Below are 17,997 nucleotides of genomic sequence, written 5' to 3'. Positions count from 1 at the left end.
CTTATTCCATCCCGGAAGGCTGTGCGGGCGCGTAGCTTTCCAGCAGCGCCTCCAGCTCGGCTTCGGAGAGCTGATCGAGCCGGGCGAGGACCGAGAGATCCTCGTTGCGATGGCTGGGCGCCGATCCTGACGGCGAGCCACCGGTGATTGCCGGGCCAATTGCGGCGAGATGCGCCGCCATCGCGCCAAGCGTTGGATATTCCCACACCAGGGTCGGCGAAAGCGCGACGCCCAGATGCTGCTCGAGCGCGCCGCCCAGCATCGTCGCGGTGACTGAATCCATGCCGAAATCGCTGAACCGGTCGCCGGGCGCGATGGTGGCGCGGCTCTGGCCATATTCGGCGGCCAGCCAGTCCTTCAGCCAGTCGAGGATCGCGCCCATGGGTCCGGAAGGCGCCGGCTCGAGCCGAACCGCCGGCGTCTCGGCAGGCGCGACGGCAGGCGCCGCCGCCGCTGCGGTCGATCGTGCCAACAGCGCGTCGAGCCGGTTGTCTTCGCCCGCCAGGGTCTGCTCGATATCGCCGATCGCGCCCGCATAGCCGGCCACCAGCTCTTCGATCTGCCCCGCGTCGAGCAGCGTGGCCGCTGCCGGCGTCGCCGCAAGTGCCTTGGCCAGCCGCCGTTCGAAGCGCAGCCGGCACCATATCGCCGCGCGCGCCAGCAGCGGCGTCGGCCCGGCACGATGGCGATGGCGGACACAGGCGAGCAGCAGCGCATAATTCGCGACTTCGCCGATCTGAAGATAGGCCCATTGCTTGGCCGCATTGGGGCCGCCCAGTCCCAGGCCCGAATCAAGGCAATGCGCCCAGATGCTCTGGCCTGCGCCGCGCAGCTCCTCGGCGAGCACCGGCTCGCCCAGCTCCTCGGCCATGAAACGGCCGAGCTGCTCGGGCAGATGGATCAGCCGCGATCCGACATGCATGTTCATCGGCTCGGTCGGGCCTTCGAAGATCCTGAGCACCCGTGTGTCGCGCAGGATCTGCGGCACGATATTGGTCTCGACAAAACCCCGGCCCGCCAGCTGCTGCATCAGGCCATCGGCGGCCCGCCAGGCGAATTCGGGTCCGGCCGTCTTGCAGACGCAGAACAGCTCGGGCGGAATGTCGATGCCGCGATCGAGCCAGGCGCCGACGCTCTCCGTCAGCGCGCCGATCGCCGTCGCGGCGGCGCTCAGGTCGCTCATCCGCATCAGGCTGGCCGGGTTGTCGATCAGCCGCCCGGTCGCGATCGATCGCCGCGTGCCGTGGCGGACCATCAGTTGGAGGCAGCGCTTGATGATGCCGACGCTCAGCGTGCCGATGGTAAAGCGGCCGAACTCCATCGTGTCCATCGCCGCGGCCATGCCGTCGCCCAGGTCGCCGAGCCGGTCGGCGGCGGTGACCCGCACGCCCTCGAGCATCACTTCGCTCTGGACCATCGCGCGCATCCCCATGGTCAGCGCTTCGGGCCCGCTGCGCAGGCCAGGGCTGCCCTGGCGCAGCACGAAGCCGGAAACGCCGCGCGGTGCACCCGGTCCATCGTCCTCGAGCTTGACGAAAGTGTTGATCACGCCCGCCCAGCTCGCTGAGCCACTCCACAGCTTGGTGCCCCAGAGCGACCAGCCGCCGGCACCGTCGGGGCGGCCGATCGAGGCGAGGTTGCGGATATTGGAACCGGCATTGGCCTCGGTCATCGCAAAGGAGGCAAGCTCCCGGCCCGGCGCGAGGATCGGCAGGAGTTGGTCGCGCTTTTCCTCGGTCGCGAAGCGCAGGATAGGACGGATGCCGAGCCCGTTATTGACCAGCACGAACGACGCCAGGGTCGTGTCGATCGCCGCGATCTGCTGGACGATCGCACCCAGCGCGCTGTTGCTGAGGCCGAGCCCGCCATAGGCCCTGGGTGCCTGGAGGCCGAGAACGCCGTGATTGCCGAGATCGAGCACGACATAGGGGGGGATCGAGCGCCGTTCGTCCATCAGCCGCGAGTTGAGGCGTTCGCCGGCATAGGAGCGGAGCCAGTCGAGCAGGTCGTCTACCGCCGCCGACTCGCCAATCGGGTTTTGCGTCGCTTGCGGCGCGCTGTGGTGGAGCGGTTCGGCGGCGCGCCCAACGCCTTTCACGGCAGTCAATTTGAGGAACTCCGCTTCAGGGCCTGCCGCATCGCGCAACCTGGGCGCAATCCAGGTCAGGACGGACGGCAAGGTGCCGGCCAGGAAATCACGGCGGCAGCCATGGCGTTGTTTCTTGCCGCTATGTGTCTTCGGAAGGCCGCGCGGCCCGAGCAGCACGACCGCCGACACTTCGAGATCATGCTGCTCGGAGACCGCCCGGCGGATCGCCCGGAGAATCCTGTCGCCCGTGCCGCCCTCACTGTCGCCATCGAGCGTGCGCAAGGCACTGCGCCGGACCTCATGCGCGACGATCAGCCGCGGCTCGCCCTGCACCTCGACGGTGAAGGCAGCGCCGCCACCCGGTTCGAGCGCCGGATCGCAGCTTTCGACCGCAAGCTCGATATCCTCGGCGCCATGATTGACGCCGCGAACGATGATCAGATCATCGATCCGCCCAAGCACGAACAGGCTCTCGTCCAGCACTCCGCCGAGATCGCCGGTGCGCAGGAAATCCTCTCCGTCGCCGCCGGCGAGGCGCGCGTTGAACTTCTCTCTTGTGGCTTCGGGCCTGCGCCAATAGCCGGCGGCGATCGAGGGGCCGGAAAGCCAGATCTCGCCGATCCGCCCGGGCGCAAGCTGCTCTCCGGTTTCCGGATCGACCACCAGCACGCGCGTCGGCGTTTCAGCGCCGCTCGACGACACCAGCGCCCGGCCCGGGTCGTCCCTGCCGACGGGAATCAGCCGGCCGTCGATCAGCCCGTCATGGGTGACCGTCACGGTGGTCGGCACCCGATCGGGCCCCGAGGTTGTCGCCACCAGGGTCGATTCGGCCATGCCATAAGCGGGGCACATCGCTTCAGCGCGGAAGCCGTACGCGGCATAGGCTGTCGCAAAGGCCTCGATCGTGTCGGCGCGGACCGGCTCGGCGCCGTTGGCGACCACGCAAAGGCTGCTCAGGTCGAGCCCCTGGCGCTGCTCCTCGGCAATCGCAGCGCAGCTTTGATAGGCGAAATTGGGCGCGGCCGTGTGCGTGATGCGGTGGCTGGTGATCGCTTCGAGCCAGGTCAGCGGCCGCTGGGAAAAGGTCGCCGGGTTCATCAGAAAGCCAGGGCAGCCGGCGAACGCGGGCTGGAGGCAGCCGAAGATCAGCCCGAGATCATGATAATGCGGCAGCCAGGACAGCGCACGGCTATCCGGCCCGACCTGCCATAGCGCGGCCAGGTCCCGCGAGTTGGCCATGATGTGGCGATGGCGGATCGCGACTCCCTTGGGCGCTGCGGTCGATCCGGAGGTATATTGCAGATGGGCAATGTGATCGGGCGTGATTCCGGGATCATGCCACGCGCCCGGGTCAGCCGCGGCGAGATTCTCCGGGGTCAGGATCATGGTCTGCCCGAGCTGCTCGGCGAGCGTCGGCCGCATCTCGGCGGTCGTGAGCACGACAGGCGCGCCGGAATCGGCGGCGACACTTTTCAGGTGAGTCAGCGGGCGACGCGGGTTCGGATAACGAACCGGGACAGCGATTGCGCCGGCGTACAGGCAACCGAAAAACCCGACCAGGAAATCAAGCCCGGCCGGGTAGACCAGGAGGACAGGCGTGTCGGCCGGCATCGCCCCGTCCTGCCCGACAGCCTCGATCAATCGGACCGCGACCTCCCGGGCCTTCCGGTCGAGCTCGGCGTAGGTCAGGCTGGTGTCGCGGCCAGTGCCGAAGGGAAGATAGGTGTAGGCGACTGAGTCCGCATCCGACCTCGCCCGGTCGCGGAGAATCGCCGCGATCGTGTCGGGCGTCGTCAAGCGAGCCTCCACGCCTGCAAGCCTAACGACATGAATTTGCGGGCCAACCATGGCTCGCGGCCGCCGCTTCGTTTCGAAATTGTGACAAAACTGATGTCTTTCCTCAAATTGTCGCCGGCTCGACCCGGTCAAAAATCAGATCAAACGGCGTGGCTGCGGACGAAGCGAAGGCGATGCCGAAAGTTTGTGGTTCCACCGCCCCGCATTTGATCAATCCGTTAGTTCGAACTCGCCAACTTGTAACATTGGAATATCGGTAAGTTACCATGATACTTGTCCAATATAGCTGGTGATGATTTCCTTAAACGCGTGTTGTTGTATCAGCTCAATCCTCAGTCTAAACTTTCGATATTGCAGAGAATCCAGCGATCACCTTAGCTTGAAAGCTGCCGCCACCTTCTCAAACTGCAGCCAAAGTGGTTCGAATAATTGTATTGAACCGTAATTCTTGCAATTCTAGGATGAAGGCCCCGGATCATAAGGAGGAGGTTGTTATGTCCAGCGAACAAGCAAAGAATGACGCCAAGGAAAGCAATAAACTGAAGGCCAAGGCCGAGAAGGCCTCCGCCAAGCAGCAGGCGAACAAGGAAGAGCACAAGGCCAAGGCCAAGGCCGAGCACAAGGCGGCTGCGAAGGCGCAGTACAAGGCAGCAGCCAAGGCCGAGCACAAGGGGCCTGCCAAGATTCAATACAAGGCAGCCGAGAAGGCAAAAGCGCATCAGATGGCCGGACATTGATCCGACATTTGAATGTGACGGTTCGTCATCCGTGAGAAAATTGACGGCGTGGCGGATCGTGCGTTGAATGTCTTGATTGATTGATATCGTCCGGCACTATTTCGGATAGGTGGCGTGGGCCGGACAGGGCAACTGTTCGCGCCCACCGTCCGACGCCGCGTCGCTCGCATACTGATTATTTTTCGTAATTCGGTCGCTGAAGGACTGTCGCCGATGTCGCCAGCGGTCTGGAATAGGTGCCGCACCGGATATGGTTGCAGCCTGTGTCACCGGCTTTCGAGCGCCATGATCGCCAGCCATGTTTGATGCCCGAAGCCCGCTCACAACCGGGCGCGCCGATTGCGTCGCCTGTGGTCGATCGCACATCCTGTCGGCAAGAACCGAGGCTTGCGATTGCGATCGCCGGGAGAATCTGGCGCTGCACTACAGCCTCGACGCGGAGACCGGCAGCGCCTTGCGCGGCAGCCTCGCCGGAAATGCCCCGTCGCTGTGGCGCTACGCCCCACTTCTTCCCGTCGAATCGCGCTTCGCCAGCCGCTTGCAGGTCGGCTGGACTCCGCTGATTGACTGCGGCCCCTGCGGCTCGGCCCACCTCTTCCTGAAGGACGAAACCCGGCTGCCAAGCGGCTCGCTCAAGGATCGGGCAAGCGAAATGGTCGTCGCGGTCGCGGTGGCGCACGGCATCGATCAGGTCATCGTCGCCTCGACCGGCAACGCCGCGGCATCGCTTGCCTGTATCGGCGCGGCCGCGGGCGTTCAGGTTACGGTCCTGGTCCCGGCGACCGTGCCGCCGGCCAAGCTCGCGCAGATCGTCGCTTATGGCGCCCGCGTCCACCGAGTCGCCGGCCGTTATGACGATGCCTTTGTGATGGCCGGGAAGATCGCCGAGGCGCAGGGCATCATCAACCGCAGCACCGGCCTCAACCCCTTCACCCGCGAGGGCAAGAAGACCTGCGCGCTCGAGATCGCCGAACAACTCGGCTGGCAGGCGCCCGACTGGGTGATCGTGCCGACCGGCGACGGCAATATCCTGAGCGCTGTCTGGCAGGGCTTCAGGGAATTGGCGGCGCTGGGCTGGCTCGAGCGGATGCCGCGGCTCGTCGCGGTTCAGTCAGTCGCGTCGCGCTACATCACCAGCGTCTTCAACGGGGAGGAGCCGCGCTCTGCCGGCAATGGCGAGACGATCGCTGACAGCATCACCGTCGGCCATGCGCGCGACGCCACCGCGGCGCTCGCAGCACTGAACGAGTCGGCGGGCGTGGCGGTCACGGTCGACGATGATGAGATCATCGCCGCTGTGCTGGCGCTTGGCGCGCGGTTCGGTATGTTCGCCGAGCCGTCGAGCGCAGCTGCCTTTGCCGCGTTCGAGCGGCTGAACGAGGCGGGGCGGTTCGCGCGGGGCGACCGTGTGGTGTGCCTGATCACCGGTACCGGGCTCAAGGACCTGCGCCCTGTTCTCGCCGCCTCGGCGCTCGATGCCGAGCCGGCGGTCGATCCGGCGGACTGGCGGAGCATCGTGCCCGTGGCGGCGCAGCCCGTCGAACCGGCCGCCTGCGCATGATCTCTCCATCAACCCCTGGTTTTCGATAGGATCGGCGGCCTTGTGTGGCATTTGCGGCGCGTTCAGCCTCTCCACCGGCAGGCCGGTCGCGGAGGCGGCCATCGGTGCGATGAGCCGCACCATCGCGCATCGCGGTCCCGATGATGACGGCCTGTTCGTCGAGGGGCAGGTCGGCCTTGGATTCCGCCGGCTCAGCATCGTCGATCTCGCCACCGGCAACCAGCCGATTCCCAACGAGGACAAGAGTATCTGGCTGATCTGCAATGGCGAGATCTTCAATCACCGTGAGCTGCGCGACGAGCTGCGCGCCGGGGGCCATCACTTCCGCACCCGGTCCGATGCCGAGGTCCTGATCCATCTCTACGAGGAGATGGGCGAGCGGATGCTCGAGCGACTCAATGGCCAGTTCGCCTTTGCTTTGTTCGACAAGGCCCGCAACCGGCTCCTGCTGGCGCGCGACCATTTCGGCGTCGCGCCTCTGTTCTACACCATCGTCGACGACACTTTCGTCTTCGCCTCCGAGGTGAAGGCGATCCTGGCCTATCCCGGAGTCGAGCGCAGGGTCGATCTCACCGGGCTCGATCAGATCCTGTCGCTGCCGGGCCTGGTCAGTCCGCGCACGATGTTCGAGGGAATCCACAGCGTGCCCCCCGGCTATCGGCTGATCGTCGATCACCACGGCGTCGACTCGCGCGCCTATTGGGACCTGGTCTATCCGCCCGAAGGCGAAGTGGCCGAGGCGCGCTGCGAGAATTCCTATCGCGAGGAGCTCGAGGCAAGCCTGATGCGCTCGGTGCGGCGGCGCCTCCAGGGCGAGGTCAATGTCGGCGCCTATCTCAGCGGCGGGCTCGATTCCTCGCTGGTCACCGCGATGATGGCGGCGAACACCACCAACCAGGTCCGCACCTTCTCGATCAATTTCGGCGACCGCATGTTCGACGAGGACCGGTATCAGAAGATCGTCGCTGATCATGTCGGCTGCCTGCACAACCAGGTCGATCTCAAGCTCGATGCCATCGAAAGCCGCCTGAAATCGGCGATCTGGCACTCGGAATGCCCGATCAAGGAATCGTACAACACTGCCTCGCTGAAGCTTTCTGCGGCGGCGCGCGCGCATGATGTGCCTGTCGTCCTCAGCGGCGAGGGCGCCGACGAGTTGTTCGCCGGCTATATCGGCTATCGTTTCGACGCCTTTCGCCGACAGCGCGGCGTGGGCGCACCGCTCGAACGGCGCGAGGCCGAGCTGCGGCGACGGCTATGGGGCGACGAAAACGTCTTCTACGAAAATGATCTCGCCCGGCACGAGGCCGAGCGGGAGCTGCTATATGCGCCCGGGATCCGGGAAAGCTTCGGGACGTTCGAATTCTCGCGCTCCGGCGTCGTCGATACCGATCGGCTGAAGGGTATCCACCCGCAGCACCAGCGCGCCTATCTCGACATGAAGATCCGCCTCGGCGACCATCTCGTCGGCGATCATGGCGATCGCATGCTGCTGGCCAATGCGGTCGAGGGCCGCTTCCCCTTCCTCGATATCGAGATTGCCGATCTCGCCCGGCGGCTGCCGCCCGACTTGAAGCTGCGCAACCATGTCGAGAAATATATCCTGAAGGAGGTCGGCCGCTCCTATCTGCCGCCGTCGATCGTCGATCGCGAGAAATTCGCCTTCAACGCGCCGGGCAGCGCCTATCTGATCCGCCAGGGGACTGACTGGATCCAGGACATGCTCTCCCCCGAGACGATCCGCCGCCAGGGCTATTTCGATCCGGTGCGGATCGAGGCGCTCAAGCGCCGCAGCCTCGACGAAGAAGCTACTCCGGGCGGCGGCAACGAGAATGACGTGCTGATGACGGTGCTGACCTTCGGCATCTTCCTCGAGCTGTTCGACATGCCCCGGCTCGGCCATTGTTGAGGATGTCGGTAATGGCCCGCAACCCCCTGTCACCAATCGACCGCCCGCCCTTCGTCATGGCGGTCAGCGGTACGTCGGGTTCGGGCAAGAGTACGGTGATCGACAGGCTTGTCGACCATCTCGGCACGGCGACGCGGCTGCATTTCGACGACTATATCGTGCTCGGCAACGACGTGGACGAGATCGGCGCCTGGCTCGAGAGCGGCGCCGATCCCAATTGGGTGAAGACGCCGCGTCTGGTCCAGGATTTGAGCGGGCTTGCCGCCGGCGGTCCGATTGCCCGGCCCGAGGGTGCGGTGCTCCACCCCGCCCCGTTCATCATCCTCGAGGAGCCGTTCGGCCGCGCCCGCGACGAAATCGCGCCGTTGATCCATCTCGCCGTCCATCTCGACGTGCCGCTCGACGTCGCGCTCAGCCGCCGCATCCTTCGTGCGATCAGGGAGCAGGGCGAAGCCGAGGCGGCAACCCATGCCGAGCTGGTCACCGATATCGAAGGCCAAATGCGCGCCTTCCTGGGCGGCGGACGCGACGCCTATCGGGCGATCGACCGCTCGGCGCAGCAGGCGGCCGATCTCGTTCTGGACGGCTTGCTGCCGGTCGACGACCTCGTCCGGCTGATCCTCTCCGAGATGGAGCTGCGGTGATGACTGACAAAAGGGGGAGTTTGTAAAGGCATGAGCATGCGAGAGTTGCAGACCATCGGGGTGGTGGGCGCAGGCGTGATCGGCTCGGGCGTGGCGCACCTCTTCGCCCAGTCGGGGCATGACGTCGTCCTGGTCGACAGCGCGCTCGGCCAGCTCGATGGCGCGCGCCAGTCGATCCGGCGCAACGCGAAGCTTTACGGGTTCCTGCAAAAGACCGCGGTCACACCCGACGAGGTGATGGCCCGGCTGACCTTCGCTGAACATGTCGGCGCGCTGTCGGGCGCTGATTTCGTGATCGAGAACATCACCGAGAATTGGGAGAAGAAGCGCGCTGTCCATCTCCTGATCGACGAGGTCGTGCGCGAGACGATCCCGATCGCCGCCAACACCTCGGCCATCCCGATCACCCGGATCGGCGGGATCGGCCGGCACCCCGAGCGGGTGGTCGGCATGCACTTCATGAACCCGCCGCCGGTTATGCCGATGGTCGAGATCATCCGCGGCGCACGCAGCAGCGAGGCGGCGCTCGCTGCCGCCCGCGCGCTGGTCGGGCAGGGCGGCAAGCAGTCGATCACGGTCAATGATTCGCCCGGCTTCGTCACCAACCGGGTGATGATGCTGATGGTCAACGAGGCGATGTTCCTGGTGCATGAGGGCGTCTCCTCGTCCCAGGATGTCGATCGGCTGTTCAAGACCTGTTTCGGCCACAAGATGGGTCCGCTCGAAACCGCAGACCTGATCGGCCTCGATACCGTCCTGCTGTCGCTCGAGACGCTCTACAACGAGTTCAACGACAGCAAATACCGGCCCTGCCCGCTGCTCAGGCAGAAGGTCTATGCCGGCACGGTCGGCCGCAAGAGCGGCGAGGGCTTCCATCGTTACGACGAGCCCTGAGGCCCGGGATCCAAACAACTTCATCAAACAGTGGGGACAGAATATGGCAGATACTGAATTGATCGACACCATAGGGGGCTTCATGTCGCGCGCCTTCGAGGGGCGTGAGATCGGCGTTGACGAGGACATCTTCGAGGCAGGCTTCGGCAATTCGATGTTCGCGATGCAGCTCGTCAACTTCGTCGAGCGCAAGTTCGGGATCGAGATCGACAGCGAGGATCTCGAGATCGACAATTTCCGGACGATCGGCCGGGTTGCGGCGCTGGTCGAGCGCAAGCGCCTGGTCTCGGGATCGGTCTGAGCGGCACATGACACTCCAGGAGCCAGTGACGGAGGACGAGGCGGCGTGCGGCGAGCGCTGGCGCGCCTTTGCCCTTCGCCATGTCGCGCCCTTCGCCGACGCGATCGACCGCGACGAGCGGATCCCCCCCGAGGTGGTCGCCAGCCTTCGGGAAGCAGGCGCCTTCGCCAGCGGCTTCCCCGAAGTTTTTGGCGGCACGCCCGGCAGCGATCGCGATCCGGCCGGCGCGGCGATCCGCCATGGGCTCCTGCACGAGGCGCTCGGCGCGGCGAGCGCTTCGGTGCAGGGGCTGGTCAACGTCCATCATATGGGCGGCAGCGCAATCGCGCGCTGGGGCACGGCGGCGCAGAAAAGCCACTGGGTGCCTCTGTTGACCTCGGGCGCGCAGATCGCTGCGCTTGCCATCACCGAGCCCAATGTCGGCAGCAATGCAGCCGCCGCTGAAACCCGCGCGACGCGCGATGGCGAGGGCTGGTCGATCACCGGCACCAAATGCTGGATCACCTGCGGGCAGAGCGCTGATGTCTTCGTGCTGGTCGCCGGTTCCGACGACGGGCCGACCACCTTCATCGTGCCGCGCGACTCGGAGGGCCTGACCGTTGAGCCGATCACCGGCATGCTCGGCTGCCGCGGCTACATGATGGCCAGGCTCCACCTGCAGGATTGCCGCCTGCCGGCCGAAAACCTGCTTGGCCGGCCCGGCTTCGGCGTGTCGCATGTCGCCTCGACCGGGCTCGACTCGGGCCGCTACAATCTCGCCTGGGGTTGTGTCGGGCTGGCGAGCGCCTGCCTCGACGCTGCCTTTGCCCATACCAGGGCGCGCCGCCAGTTCGATGCGCCGCTGTCGAGCTTTCAGCTCGTCCAGCAGCTGATCACCCGGATGATGACTGATGTGCATGCGGCGCGGCTGATGTGCCGCGAGGCAGGGGTGATGCGCGGGTTGCGCGACCCGCAGGCGATCAAGCAGGGCGCGATGGCCAAATATTTTGCCTCCACGATGGTCAACCGCGTCGCCAGCGACGCCCTGCAGCTCCACGGCGCGCAGGGCTGCGGGCCCGACCTTCCGCTCCAGCGCTACTTCCGCGATGCGCGGATCATGGAGATCATCGAGGGCACGACTCAGATCCTCGAGGGGCTCATCGCCCGGCTCGGCTATCAGGATCAGGCGCTGTGAGCGAAGCCATCCGACGCAGCTTCGCCCTCGGCAAGATCAGCGAGGGCGGCGTTCGTGCAATCCTTGACGGGTTGCGGACGGTGGGCGGTGATATCGGCGAGGTCGCGTTCGAGCCCGCGAGCGGAGAATTGACCGTCGCGGTCAGGGACGAGGCAGCCGCCGAACAGGTCGAGGCGTTCGTCTCGGGCATGCGACGGACTCAGCGGTTGATCGCACGGAGGATCCTGCGCGAGTCGAGCGTGTCGGGCAGGTCGCACGGCTGCACCGACGCCGAGCTGGCCGCCTCGCCCGATATCCAGCTGATCGGCGAAGGGCTGACCGGGCTGCGCGGCCCGCTGCTCCAGCTGTTCCGCTTCTTCGAGCGCAGCTTCAAAGCGCTGGCCGACGATTTCGGCGCGGAGGACAACCACTATCCAGTGATGATCCCGAATGCCTTGCTCGCCGAGATGGGCTATTTCGGCCATTTCCCGCAGCACGTCACTTTCTGCTGCCATTTCCCCGACAGCCTGCCGGTGCTCGAGGCGGTCGCCGCCGAAGCGAAGCTGCCCGCCGACGCCGAGGCGCTTGGGCGCCAGTTCGCCGGTCGTCTCGCGCCCCCCGGCCATGTCCTGACGCCGGGCGTATGCCTGCCCTGCTATTCCCAGCAGCGCGATCTCGTGCTGGCGCCCGGCGAAGTGCGCACGCTGACGATGCAGAATCACGTCTTCCGCTACGAGGCGAACAACTTCAGGCCGCTCGCGCGTGGCTGGGATTTCACCGTGCGCGATATCGTCTTCTTCGGCAGCAATGCCGATCTCATCCGCAAGCGCGCCGACGTGATGGAACGCATCTTCGCCTTTTGCGAGGAGCTCGATCTCGACGTGACGCTCGAGCTCGCCAACGACCCCTTCTTCCTCGACGCGAGCCGCGACAAGGCGATCTATCAGCGCATGGGCGAGGTCAAATACGAGCTGCTGTTCCGCCTCCCGCTGCGCGACGCGCCGCTCGCGGCCGCCTCCTTCAACCTGCACCGCGACTTCTACACCAGCCTCTACAATGTCCGCCACGCCAATGGCGATCTCGCCGAAAGCGCGTGCATGGGCTTCGGCTTCGAGCGCTGGCTGTACGGTTTCGTCTGCCAGAAGGGCCTCGATCCGGCGCACTGGCCGGCGCGGGTCACGGCTGCGCTCAGCTGATCAGGCGGCGAGCAGTTGCTCGACCGTCATGGCGATCCGCAGCGCGGGCGTTGCCTCGCCGTGGCGGGTCGCCAGCGCGAGCCAGTGCAGGCCGTAGCGCTCGCTGTGCAGCGACCAGGCGCCTGTCGGGCCATGCGCCTCGGGCAGCGCGATCAGCCGGGGCATCTCGCCCCGCAGCACGATCTGCTTCACCGGCAATGACAGGCCGAGCCCGATCGCCTTGGCGATCGCCTCCTTCGCCACCCAGATCCGCAACAGCCGGTTCGGGCGATCGGCGCAACCCTCCAGCTCGGCCAGCTCCTCGGGCGCCAGGACGAGGTTCGTGAAGGTCGATTCGTCGGGCGCGCGCGCGATGCTTTCGGCGTCAACGCCGATGTCGCCGCGCCGGCTTACCGCAACCGCCACCAGGCCGTCGGTATGTGACAGGTTGAAACACATGCCGTCGAGCGACGGGTCGAGGCTCGGCTTGCCATAGGCGTCGGCCGCGAACCGCCATGGCCGCTGCACTCCCGCCACCTGGTCGAGCGCGTGGCGCAGCAAGGCATGGGCGGCGGCATAGGTCAGCCGGTCCCGTTCGAACATGAAGCGTGAGGCCCGGTCGCGTTCCGCCTCATCGAGCCGGGCGAGCAGCCCGGACAGATGAGGCTCGTCTCCGGGGCCGACAGTGCAGAGGAAGAGCTGGATCGCCACCGGCGCAGAATGGCCGAAGATCGCGCCGGCGGCCATGAGGTTTCGCCGGCGATTGCGGGCCGGATTGTAGCGTGATAGCCGGGCAATACACTGGAGATTACCCCATGCATCTTTCCCGACTTGCGATTGTCCTGTTGCTCGGCGCGTCGAGCGCCGCCCTCGCCCGGAACGCACCGCCCACGCCGGCCCAGCCCCCGGCGCCGAAATATGGCAGTTGGGGCGTCGATTATGCGACGATGGACCGCAATACCAAGCCCGGCGACGACTTCTTCGCCTATGCCGAAGGCAGCTGGCTCAAGAACGCGCCGATCCCGGCCGACAAGTCGCGGGCGGGCTATAATTACGAACTGCCCGATCTCGCCGAACGCGACGTGCATGCGTTGATCGAGGAGGCAGCGAAGCAGGCCGATGCGGGCGCCTCGATGCGTCAGGTCGGGGATTTCTATGCCGCCTGGATGGATCAGGCGACGATCGAAGCGCATGGCCTCGCCCCCGCCCAGCCTTATCTGGCGCGGATCGCGGCGGTCGGCTCGACCAGGGAACTCGCGCACCTGATGGCGGAGACCGGCTATGCAGCGCCGATCGGCATCGGGATCTCCGCCGACGATGCCGATCCCACCCGCTACACCGTCACCGCGGGGCAGGCGCGGCTTGGGCTGCCGTCACGCGATTACTATCTGCTGCCCGGCGAGAAATATGTCGGCATCCGCAAGGCGTATCGCGATTACATCGTCACGATCCAGCGGCTCGCCGGTATCGCCGAACCGGAGGCCAAGGCCGATGCGATCATCGCGCTCGAGACGCGGCTGGCGCAGGACCAATGGACCCCCGAGCGCCGCCGCGATCCCAAGGCGACCTACAACCCGATGAATCGCACCCAGCTTGCCGCGCTCGCGCCGCAGTTCGACTGGCCGGCAACACTTGACCAGCTTGGCCTGAGCGCCATGCCGACAGTGATCGTCCATGAGCCGAGCGCGGTCGCGGCCGCCGGGGCTCGGCTGGGCGACGTGCCGCTCCAGACCTGGAAGGACTATCTCACCTTCCGCTTCGTCAGCGATCACGCCCAGTTCCTGCCGAGGGCGTTCGACGATGCCCGCTTCGCCTTCTACGGCAAGACGCTCAACGGCGTGCCGAGCCAGTCCGAGCGTTGGAAGCGCGGCGTGCGGCTGATCGACAATGCGCTCGGCGAGGCAGTCGGGCAGCTCTATGTCGCGCAGCACTGGTCGCCAGAGACCGACCGCCAGTCGCAGGAACTGATCGCCGATCTGCGCGCCGCCTATGCCGACAAGATCGACCACGCATCCTGGATGGACGCGCCGACCCGCAAGGAAGCGCTGGCCAAGCTCGCCAGCTTCGATCCGCGGGTCGGGCATCCCGTGAAGTATATCGACTATGGGAAGATGGCGGTCAGCCGCAGCGATGTGCTCGGCAATGCGATCAACGCCGAGCAGTTCGACTGGGACCTGCAGGTCTCGCGGCTCGGCAAGCCGGTCGATCGCAGCCTGTGGGGCATGACCCCGCAGACGGTGAATGCCTATTACGACCCGACGATGAACCAGGTGACCTTCCCGGCCGCCATCCTCCAGCCGCCCTTCTTCGACGCGGCCGCCGACCCGGCGGTGAACTATGGCGAGACCGGGGCGACGATCGGCCATGAGATGGGCCATGGCTTCGACGACGAGGGCCGGCAATATGATGCGCAGGGCCGGTTGCGGGACTGGTGGACCAAGGATGCGGCCGACAAATACACTGCCCATGCCCAGATGCTGGTGAAGCAGTTCGACGCGTACGAGCCGATCCCCGGCACGCACGTCAAAGGCCAGCTAACCCTCGGCGAGAACCTCGCTGATCTTGGCGGGCTCGAGGCAGCCTATGCCGCCTATCGCCGCTATGTGTCGCGCCACGGCGAGCCGCGCGTGATCGACGGGTTCACCGGCGACCAGCGCTTCTTCATCGCCTATGCACAGAGCTGGCAGGGCAAGGCGCGCGAGGATGCGCTCAGGGCGCAATTGCTGTCGGATCCGCACAGTCCCGAGATGTACCGGGTCAACGGGATCGTCCGCAACTTCGACCCCTGGTATGCCGCGTTCAACGTGAAGCCGGGCGACAAGCTCTATCTCGCCCCGGCCGACCGGGTCCACGTCTGGTAAGGCGCGATCAGCCGCGCAACGCGGCCGAGATCGCCTTCAGCCCATCCTCGAGCTCGTCGGCGGTCGGCCAGCCATAGCCGAGGCGGAACTGCGTGTCGGGCTGCTCGAACCAATGGCCCGGCCCGACATAGCAGCCATGCTCCTCGAGCAGCCGGCGGTAGAAGGCGTCGGTGCCGCCGGGCGGGTCGGCGCGCATGCGGGGGAAGCAGACCACGCCGCCCTTGGGCGGCACCCAGTCGAGCAGTTCCTCGCTTGCCATCCAGGCGGCGACACGATCGCGGCGGCGGCGCATCTCGGCGAGCGTCGGGCCGAGCAGGGCATCGCGTCGGCTGAGGATCTGCTCGCCGATCCACTCGTCGATCACGCTGCCACAGATGCTGATCTGCTCCTTGGCGGCGAGGAAGCGTTCCTGGAGCGCCGGGTTCCGGGTGGCGATCCAGCCGATCCGGATGCCGGGGACGCCGTACGCCTTGGAGAGCGAGGCGACGCTGATGACATGGTCGCCGAGGGAAGCGGCGAAGGGCAGCGGGCCGTCGAACGACAGGTCGCGATAGGTCTCGTCTACCAGCAGGATGCAGCCATGCGCCGCTGTGAGGGCGACCAGCGCGCGCAACTCGGTCTCGTCGAGCATCGTGCCGGTCGGGTTGTGCGGGCAGGTGATGCTGACGATCCGCGTTTGTGGGGTGATCGCCGCCTCGATCGCCGTCGGGTCGATCCGGAAGCCGGTTTCGAAGCCGAGATCGACATGAGTGACGGCGCAGCCGATCGCGCGGGGCGTCTCGAGGTTGGTCGCGTAATTGGGGCGGATCACGACAAGATGGTCGTCGGCCGAAAGCAGCGCGGTCGCGATGATGAACAGCGCGCCCGCCGCGCCCACGGTTACCAGCACGTCGTCGGCGGCAACGCCGCCGCTCGTGTCGGCGATCAGCCGCCGCAGCCCCGCGCCGCCGCGATGCTCGCCATAGAGCAGGGTGAGGTCGGGGATGGCCAGGCCGAGCCCGGCGATGCTGCGATCGGCGACCGAACTCTCCGAGAGGTTGTAGCGGATGCGGCCATAGCCGAACTCCTCGGGCGATTCGATCTCGATCGGCATCCGGGCGTAGCGCATCGACTTCCCCTCAACAGGTTCGACGCGGTGATAGCCGGGGCCGCCCTTCGGGGCAAAGGGCGGCCCGGGCAAGGTCAGGCGAGCGCCGGCTCGCGGTAGCGCGGCGCCACGTCGCGGCGCGACAGGCCAGGGCCCATGGCGAGGCGGGCCTGGACGAAGGCAGTCCATTGCCCCTCATCGGCAAGCGGCGGGATGGTGACTGTCTCGCCGCGGTCGAAGCCGAGCAGGGCCGCATCGACCAGGTCGCCTGCTTCCATCACCATCTCCGCCGGGAAAGCGTCGACGTCCTTGCCCGAGCGCTCCCAGATCTCGGTGCGGGTCGCGCCGGGCAGGACCGCCTGGACCCGAACGCCCTTTGGCTCGACCTGGCTGGCGAGCGACTGGCTGAGGTTCAGCACATAGGCCTTCGAGCCGCTATAGACGCCGTCGAACATCTCGGGCGCCAGCGCGAGCACCGAGGCGATGGTGATGATCGCGCCGGTGCCGCGCGCGACGAACGCCTTGCCGGCGGCGCTGGCGAGCAGAGTCGGCGCGGTGATGTTGAGCGCGATCAGCTGTTCGATCTGGTCGGTGGCGCTGTCGAGCAACCCGTTGTTGAGCGACATGCCGGCATTGTTGATGAGCATGGTGATCGCCGGGTCGGACGCGAGCCGGGCTTCGATCCGGGCGAGGTCTGCGCGATCGGTCAGGTCGGCGGGAAGTACCTCGACGGCTACCCCCGTCTGGCCGCGCAGCGTCTCGGCGAGCGCTTCCATCCGGCCGGCATCGCGCGCGACGAGGATCAGGTTGAAGCCGCGGCGGGCGAGCCGGTCGGCATAGACGGCACCAAGCCCGGTCGAGGCGCCAGTGACGAGGGCAGTTGCGAAGGTAGGTTCGGGGGCGGTTGTCATGGTCGATCTCCTGCGACTCGGCGTCCACCGAGTGACTTGCATATTGATAGTGATGTGGCTATCATTATGCAATGGACACCGAGAAATATGGCGACGGCCCCTGCCCGATCGCGCGCGGCCTGTGCCGCGTCGGCGATGCGTGGAGCATGATGATCCTGCGCGACGCCGGCAGCGGCGCGACGCGCTTCGACCAGTTCCAGAAGAATCTGGGGATCGCGCCCAACATATTGACCCGGCGCCTCGCCGCATTGACCGAGGCCGGGCTGCTCGAACGCCGCCGCTACAGCGCGCACCCGCCGCGCGACGAGTATGTGCTGACCGAGACCGGGCGCGACTTCCTGCCGGTGCTGTTCGCGTTCGGCGCCTGGGGCGGGAAGCATTTCGGCGATGCGCCGGTCAGCCATCTGGTCGAGGCGGTGAGCGGCGCGGCGATCGATCCGGTGGTGGTCGATCGGGCGACCGGTTTGCCGCTTGCCGAAATGGCGCTGCGGATCGAGCAGCCGGCGAGCTAGAGTCGAAGGCTATGCACAATGGTCATGCCGGACTTGTTCCGGCATCCACCGCTCGACATGTCTATCGGCGTCTTGTTTTGCGGAACGGTGGACCCCGGAGCAAGTCCGGGGTGACGCCTTGTTAGTTGGTTCGTAGCGCCTCCGCCTGCGCCTTCTCGCTGTTCCCCGCTGTTATCGCCGCTGTTCTTCGCTGTTATCCCGCTGTTTCCCGCTGTTTTTGAGAAAATATTTTTTCGCCGCTGTTATGTTGGATTTTCGATGCCGTTTTTGTGCCATGTTCCAAGGGTTTGACGGCGTTCCCGCGTAACCGGGGCAGATTTCCGGGCGGGGTCTTTTCAAAAGGGTTGGGTTGTGATTCACCCTGCT

General features: G+C 66.2%; 14 protein-coding genes. 10 read left to right on the top strand and 4 right to left on the bottom strand.

Features of this window, described 5'->3' with window-relative positions; translation table 11 throughout:
* Position 1: 1 nt before the first annotated feature.
* Entirely contained in the window at positions 2 to 3,886 is a 3,885-nt protein-coding gene (locus ABD050_RS23605; protein WP_343891985.1) for an AMP-binding protein, read from the bottom strand.
* Between the two features lie 494 nt (positions 3,887 to 4,380).
* Here ABD050_RS23605 and ABD050_RS23600 point away from each other — a divergent pair, with 494 nt between their 5' ends.
* From ABD050_RS23600 to ABD050_RS23565, 8 genes are all read left to right on the top strand, one after another.
* Complete coding sequence (locus ABD050_RS23600; RefSeq protein ID WP_343891984.1) at positions 4,381 to 4,623, top strand: hypothetical protein; 243 nt, start codon at positions 4,381 to 4,383, stop codon at positions 4,621 to 4,623.
* Between the two features lie 298 nt (positions 4,624 to 4,921).
* Positions 4,922 to 6,184, top strand: coding sequence for a threonine synthase (locus ABD050_RS23595; RefSeq protein ID WP_343891983.1), 1,263 nt, complete (start codon positions 4,922 to 4,924; stop codon positions 6,182 to 6,184).
* Positions 6,099 to 8,093: an asparagine synthase (glutamine-hydrolyzing) gene (asnB, locus tag ABD050_RS23590; protein WP_343891982.1), complete on the top strand. Its 1,995-nt coding sequence runs from the start codon at positions 6,099 to 6,101 to the stop codon at positions 8,091 to 8,093. Before ABD050_RS23595 ends, asnB begins: the two co-directional genes overlap by 86 nt.
* An 11-nt stretch (positions 8,094 to 8,104) precedes the next feature.
* Entirely contained in the window at positions 8,105 to 8,737 is a 633-nt protein-coding gene (locus tag ABD050_RS23585; RefSeq protein ID WP_343891981.1) for a nucleoside/nucleotide kinase family protein, read from the top strand.
* 30 nt (positions 8,738 to 8,767) lie between these two features.
* Positions 8,768 to 9,631 carry a 3-hydroxyacyl-CoA dehydrogenase family protein gene (locus ABD050_RS23580; protein ID WP_343891980.1) on the top strand — a complete coding sequence of 288 codons (864 nt, stop codon included), beginning with the start codon at positions 8,768 to 8,770 and terminating at the stop codon, positions 9,629 to 9,631.
* Between the two features lie 43 nt (positions 9,632 to 9,674).
* Positions 9,675 to 9,932, top strand: a complete 258-nt coding sequence (locus tag ABD050_RS23575) for an acyl carrier protein (RefSeq protein ID WP_343891979.1) — start codon at positions 9,675 to 9,677, stop codon at positions 9,930 to 9,932.
* Positions 9,933 to 9,939: 7 nt separating this feature from the next.
* A complete protein-coding gene (locus ABD050_RS23570) occupies positions 9,940 to 11,106 on the top strand; it encodes an acyl-CoA dehydrogenase family protein (RefSeq protein WP_343891978.1) in 1,167 nt (388 codons plus the stop codon).
* A complete protein-coding gene (locus tag ABD050_RS23565; RefSeq protein ID WP_343891977.1) occupies positions 11,103 to 12,281 on the top strand; it encodes a class-II aminoacyl-tRNA synthetase family protein in 1,179 nt (392 codons plus the stop codon). The genes ABD050_RS23570 and ABD050_RS23565 overlap by 4 nt, the downstream gene beginning before the upstream one ends.
* On the opposite strand, the gene ABD050_RS23560 is transcribed toward ABD050_RS23565, so the two are convergent.
* Entirely contained in the window at positions 12,282 to 12,971 is a 690-nt protein-coding gene (locus ABD050_RS23560) for a 4'-phosphopantetheinyl transferase family protein (RefSeq protein WP_343891976.1), read from the bottom strand.
* Between the two features lie 104 nt (positions 12,972 to 13,075).
* On the opposite strand from ABD050_RS23560, the gene ABD050_RS23555 reads away from it, so the two are divergent.
* Complete coding sequence (locus tag ABD050_RS23555; protein WP_343891975.1) at positions 13,076 to 15,121, top strand: M13 family metallopeptidase; 2,046 nt, start codon at positions 13,076 to 13,078, stop codon at positions 15,119 to 15,121.
* Positions 15,122 to 15,128: 7 nt separating this feature from the next.
* Here ABD050_RS23555 and ABD050_RS23550 read toward each other — a convergent pair whose 3' ends face one another.
* Positions 15,129 to 16,229: a pyridoxal phosphate-dependent aminotransferase gene (locus ABD050_RS23550; RefSeq protein WP_343891974.1), complete on the bottom strand. Its 1,101-nt coding sequence runs from the start codon at positions 16,227 to 16,229 to the stop codon at positions 15,129 to 15,131.
* 74 nt (positions 16,230 to 16,303) lie between these two features.
* Positions 16,304 to 17,119 carry an SDR family NAD(P)-dependent oxidoreductase gene (locus ABD050_RS23545; RefSeq protein ID WP_343891973.1) on the bottom strand — a complete coding sequence of 272 codons (816 nt, stop codon included), beginning with the start codon at positions 17,117 to 17,119 and terminating at the stop codon, positions 16,304 to 16,306.
* 71 nt (positions 17,120 to 17,190) lie between these two features.
* Here ABD050_RS23545 and ABD050_RS23540 point away from each other — a divergent pair, with 71 nt between their 5' ends.
* The gene (locus ABD050_RS23540) at positions 17,191 to 17,631 is read left to right on the top strand and encodes a winged helix-turn-helix transcriptional regulator (protein ID WP_343891972.1); all 441 of its coding nucleotides are present in this window, start codon (positions 17,191 to 17,193) and stop codon (positions 17,629 to 17,631) included.
* The last annotated feature ends 366 nt before the right edge of the window (positions 17,632 to 17,997 follow it).

This window comes from Sphingomonas oligophenolica (genome assembly GCF_039522915.1).
Classification (GTDB): domain Bacteria; phylum Pseudomonadota; class Alphaproteobacteria; order Sphingomonadales; family Sphingomonadaceae; genus Sphingomonas; species Sphingomonas oligophenolica.
The sequence above is the reverse complement of the archived record's forward strand: the minus strand, read 5'-3'. Positions and strand labels throughout refer to the sequence as shown.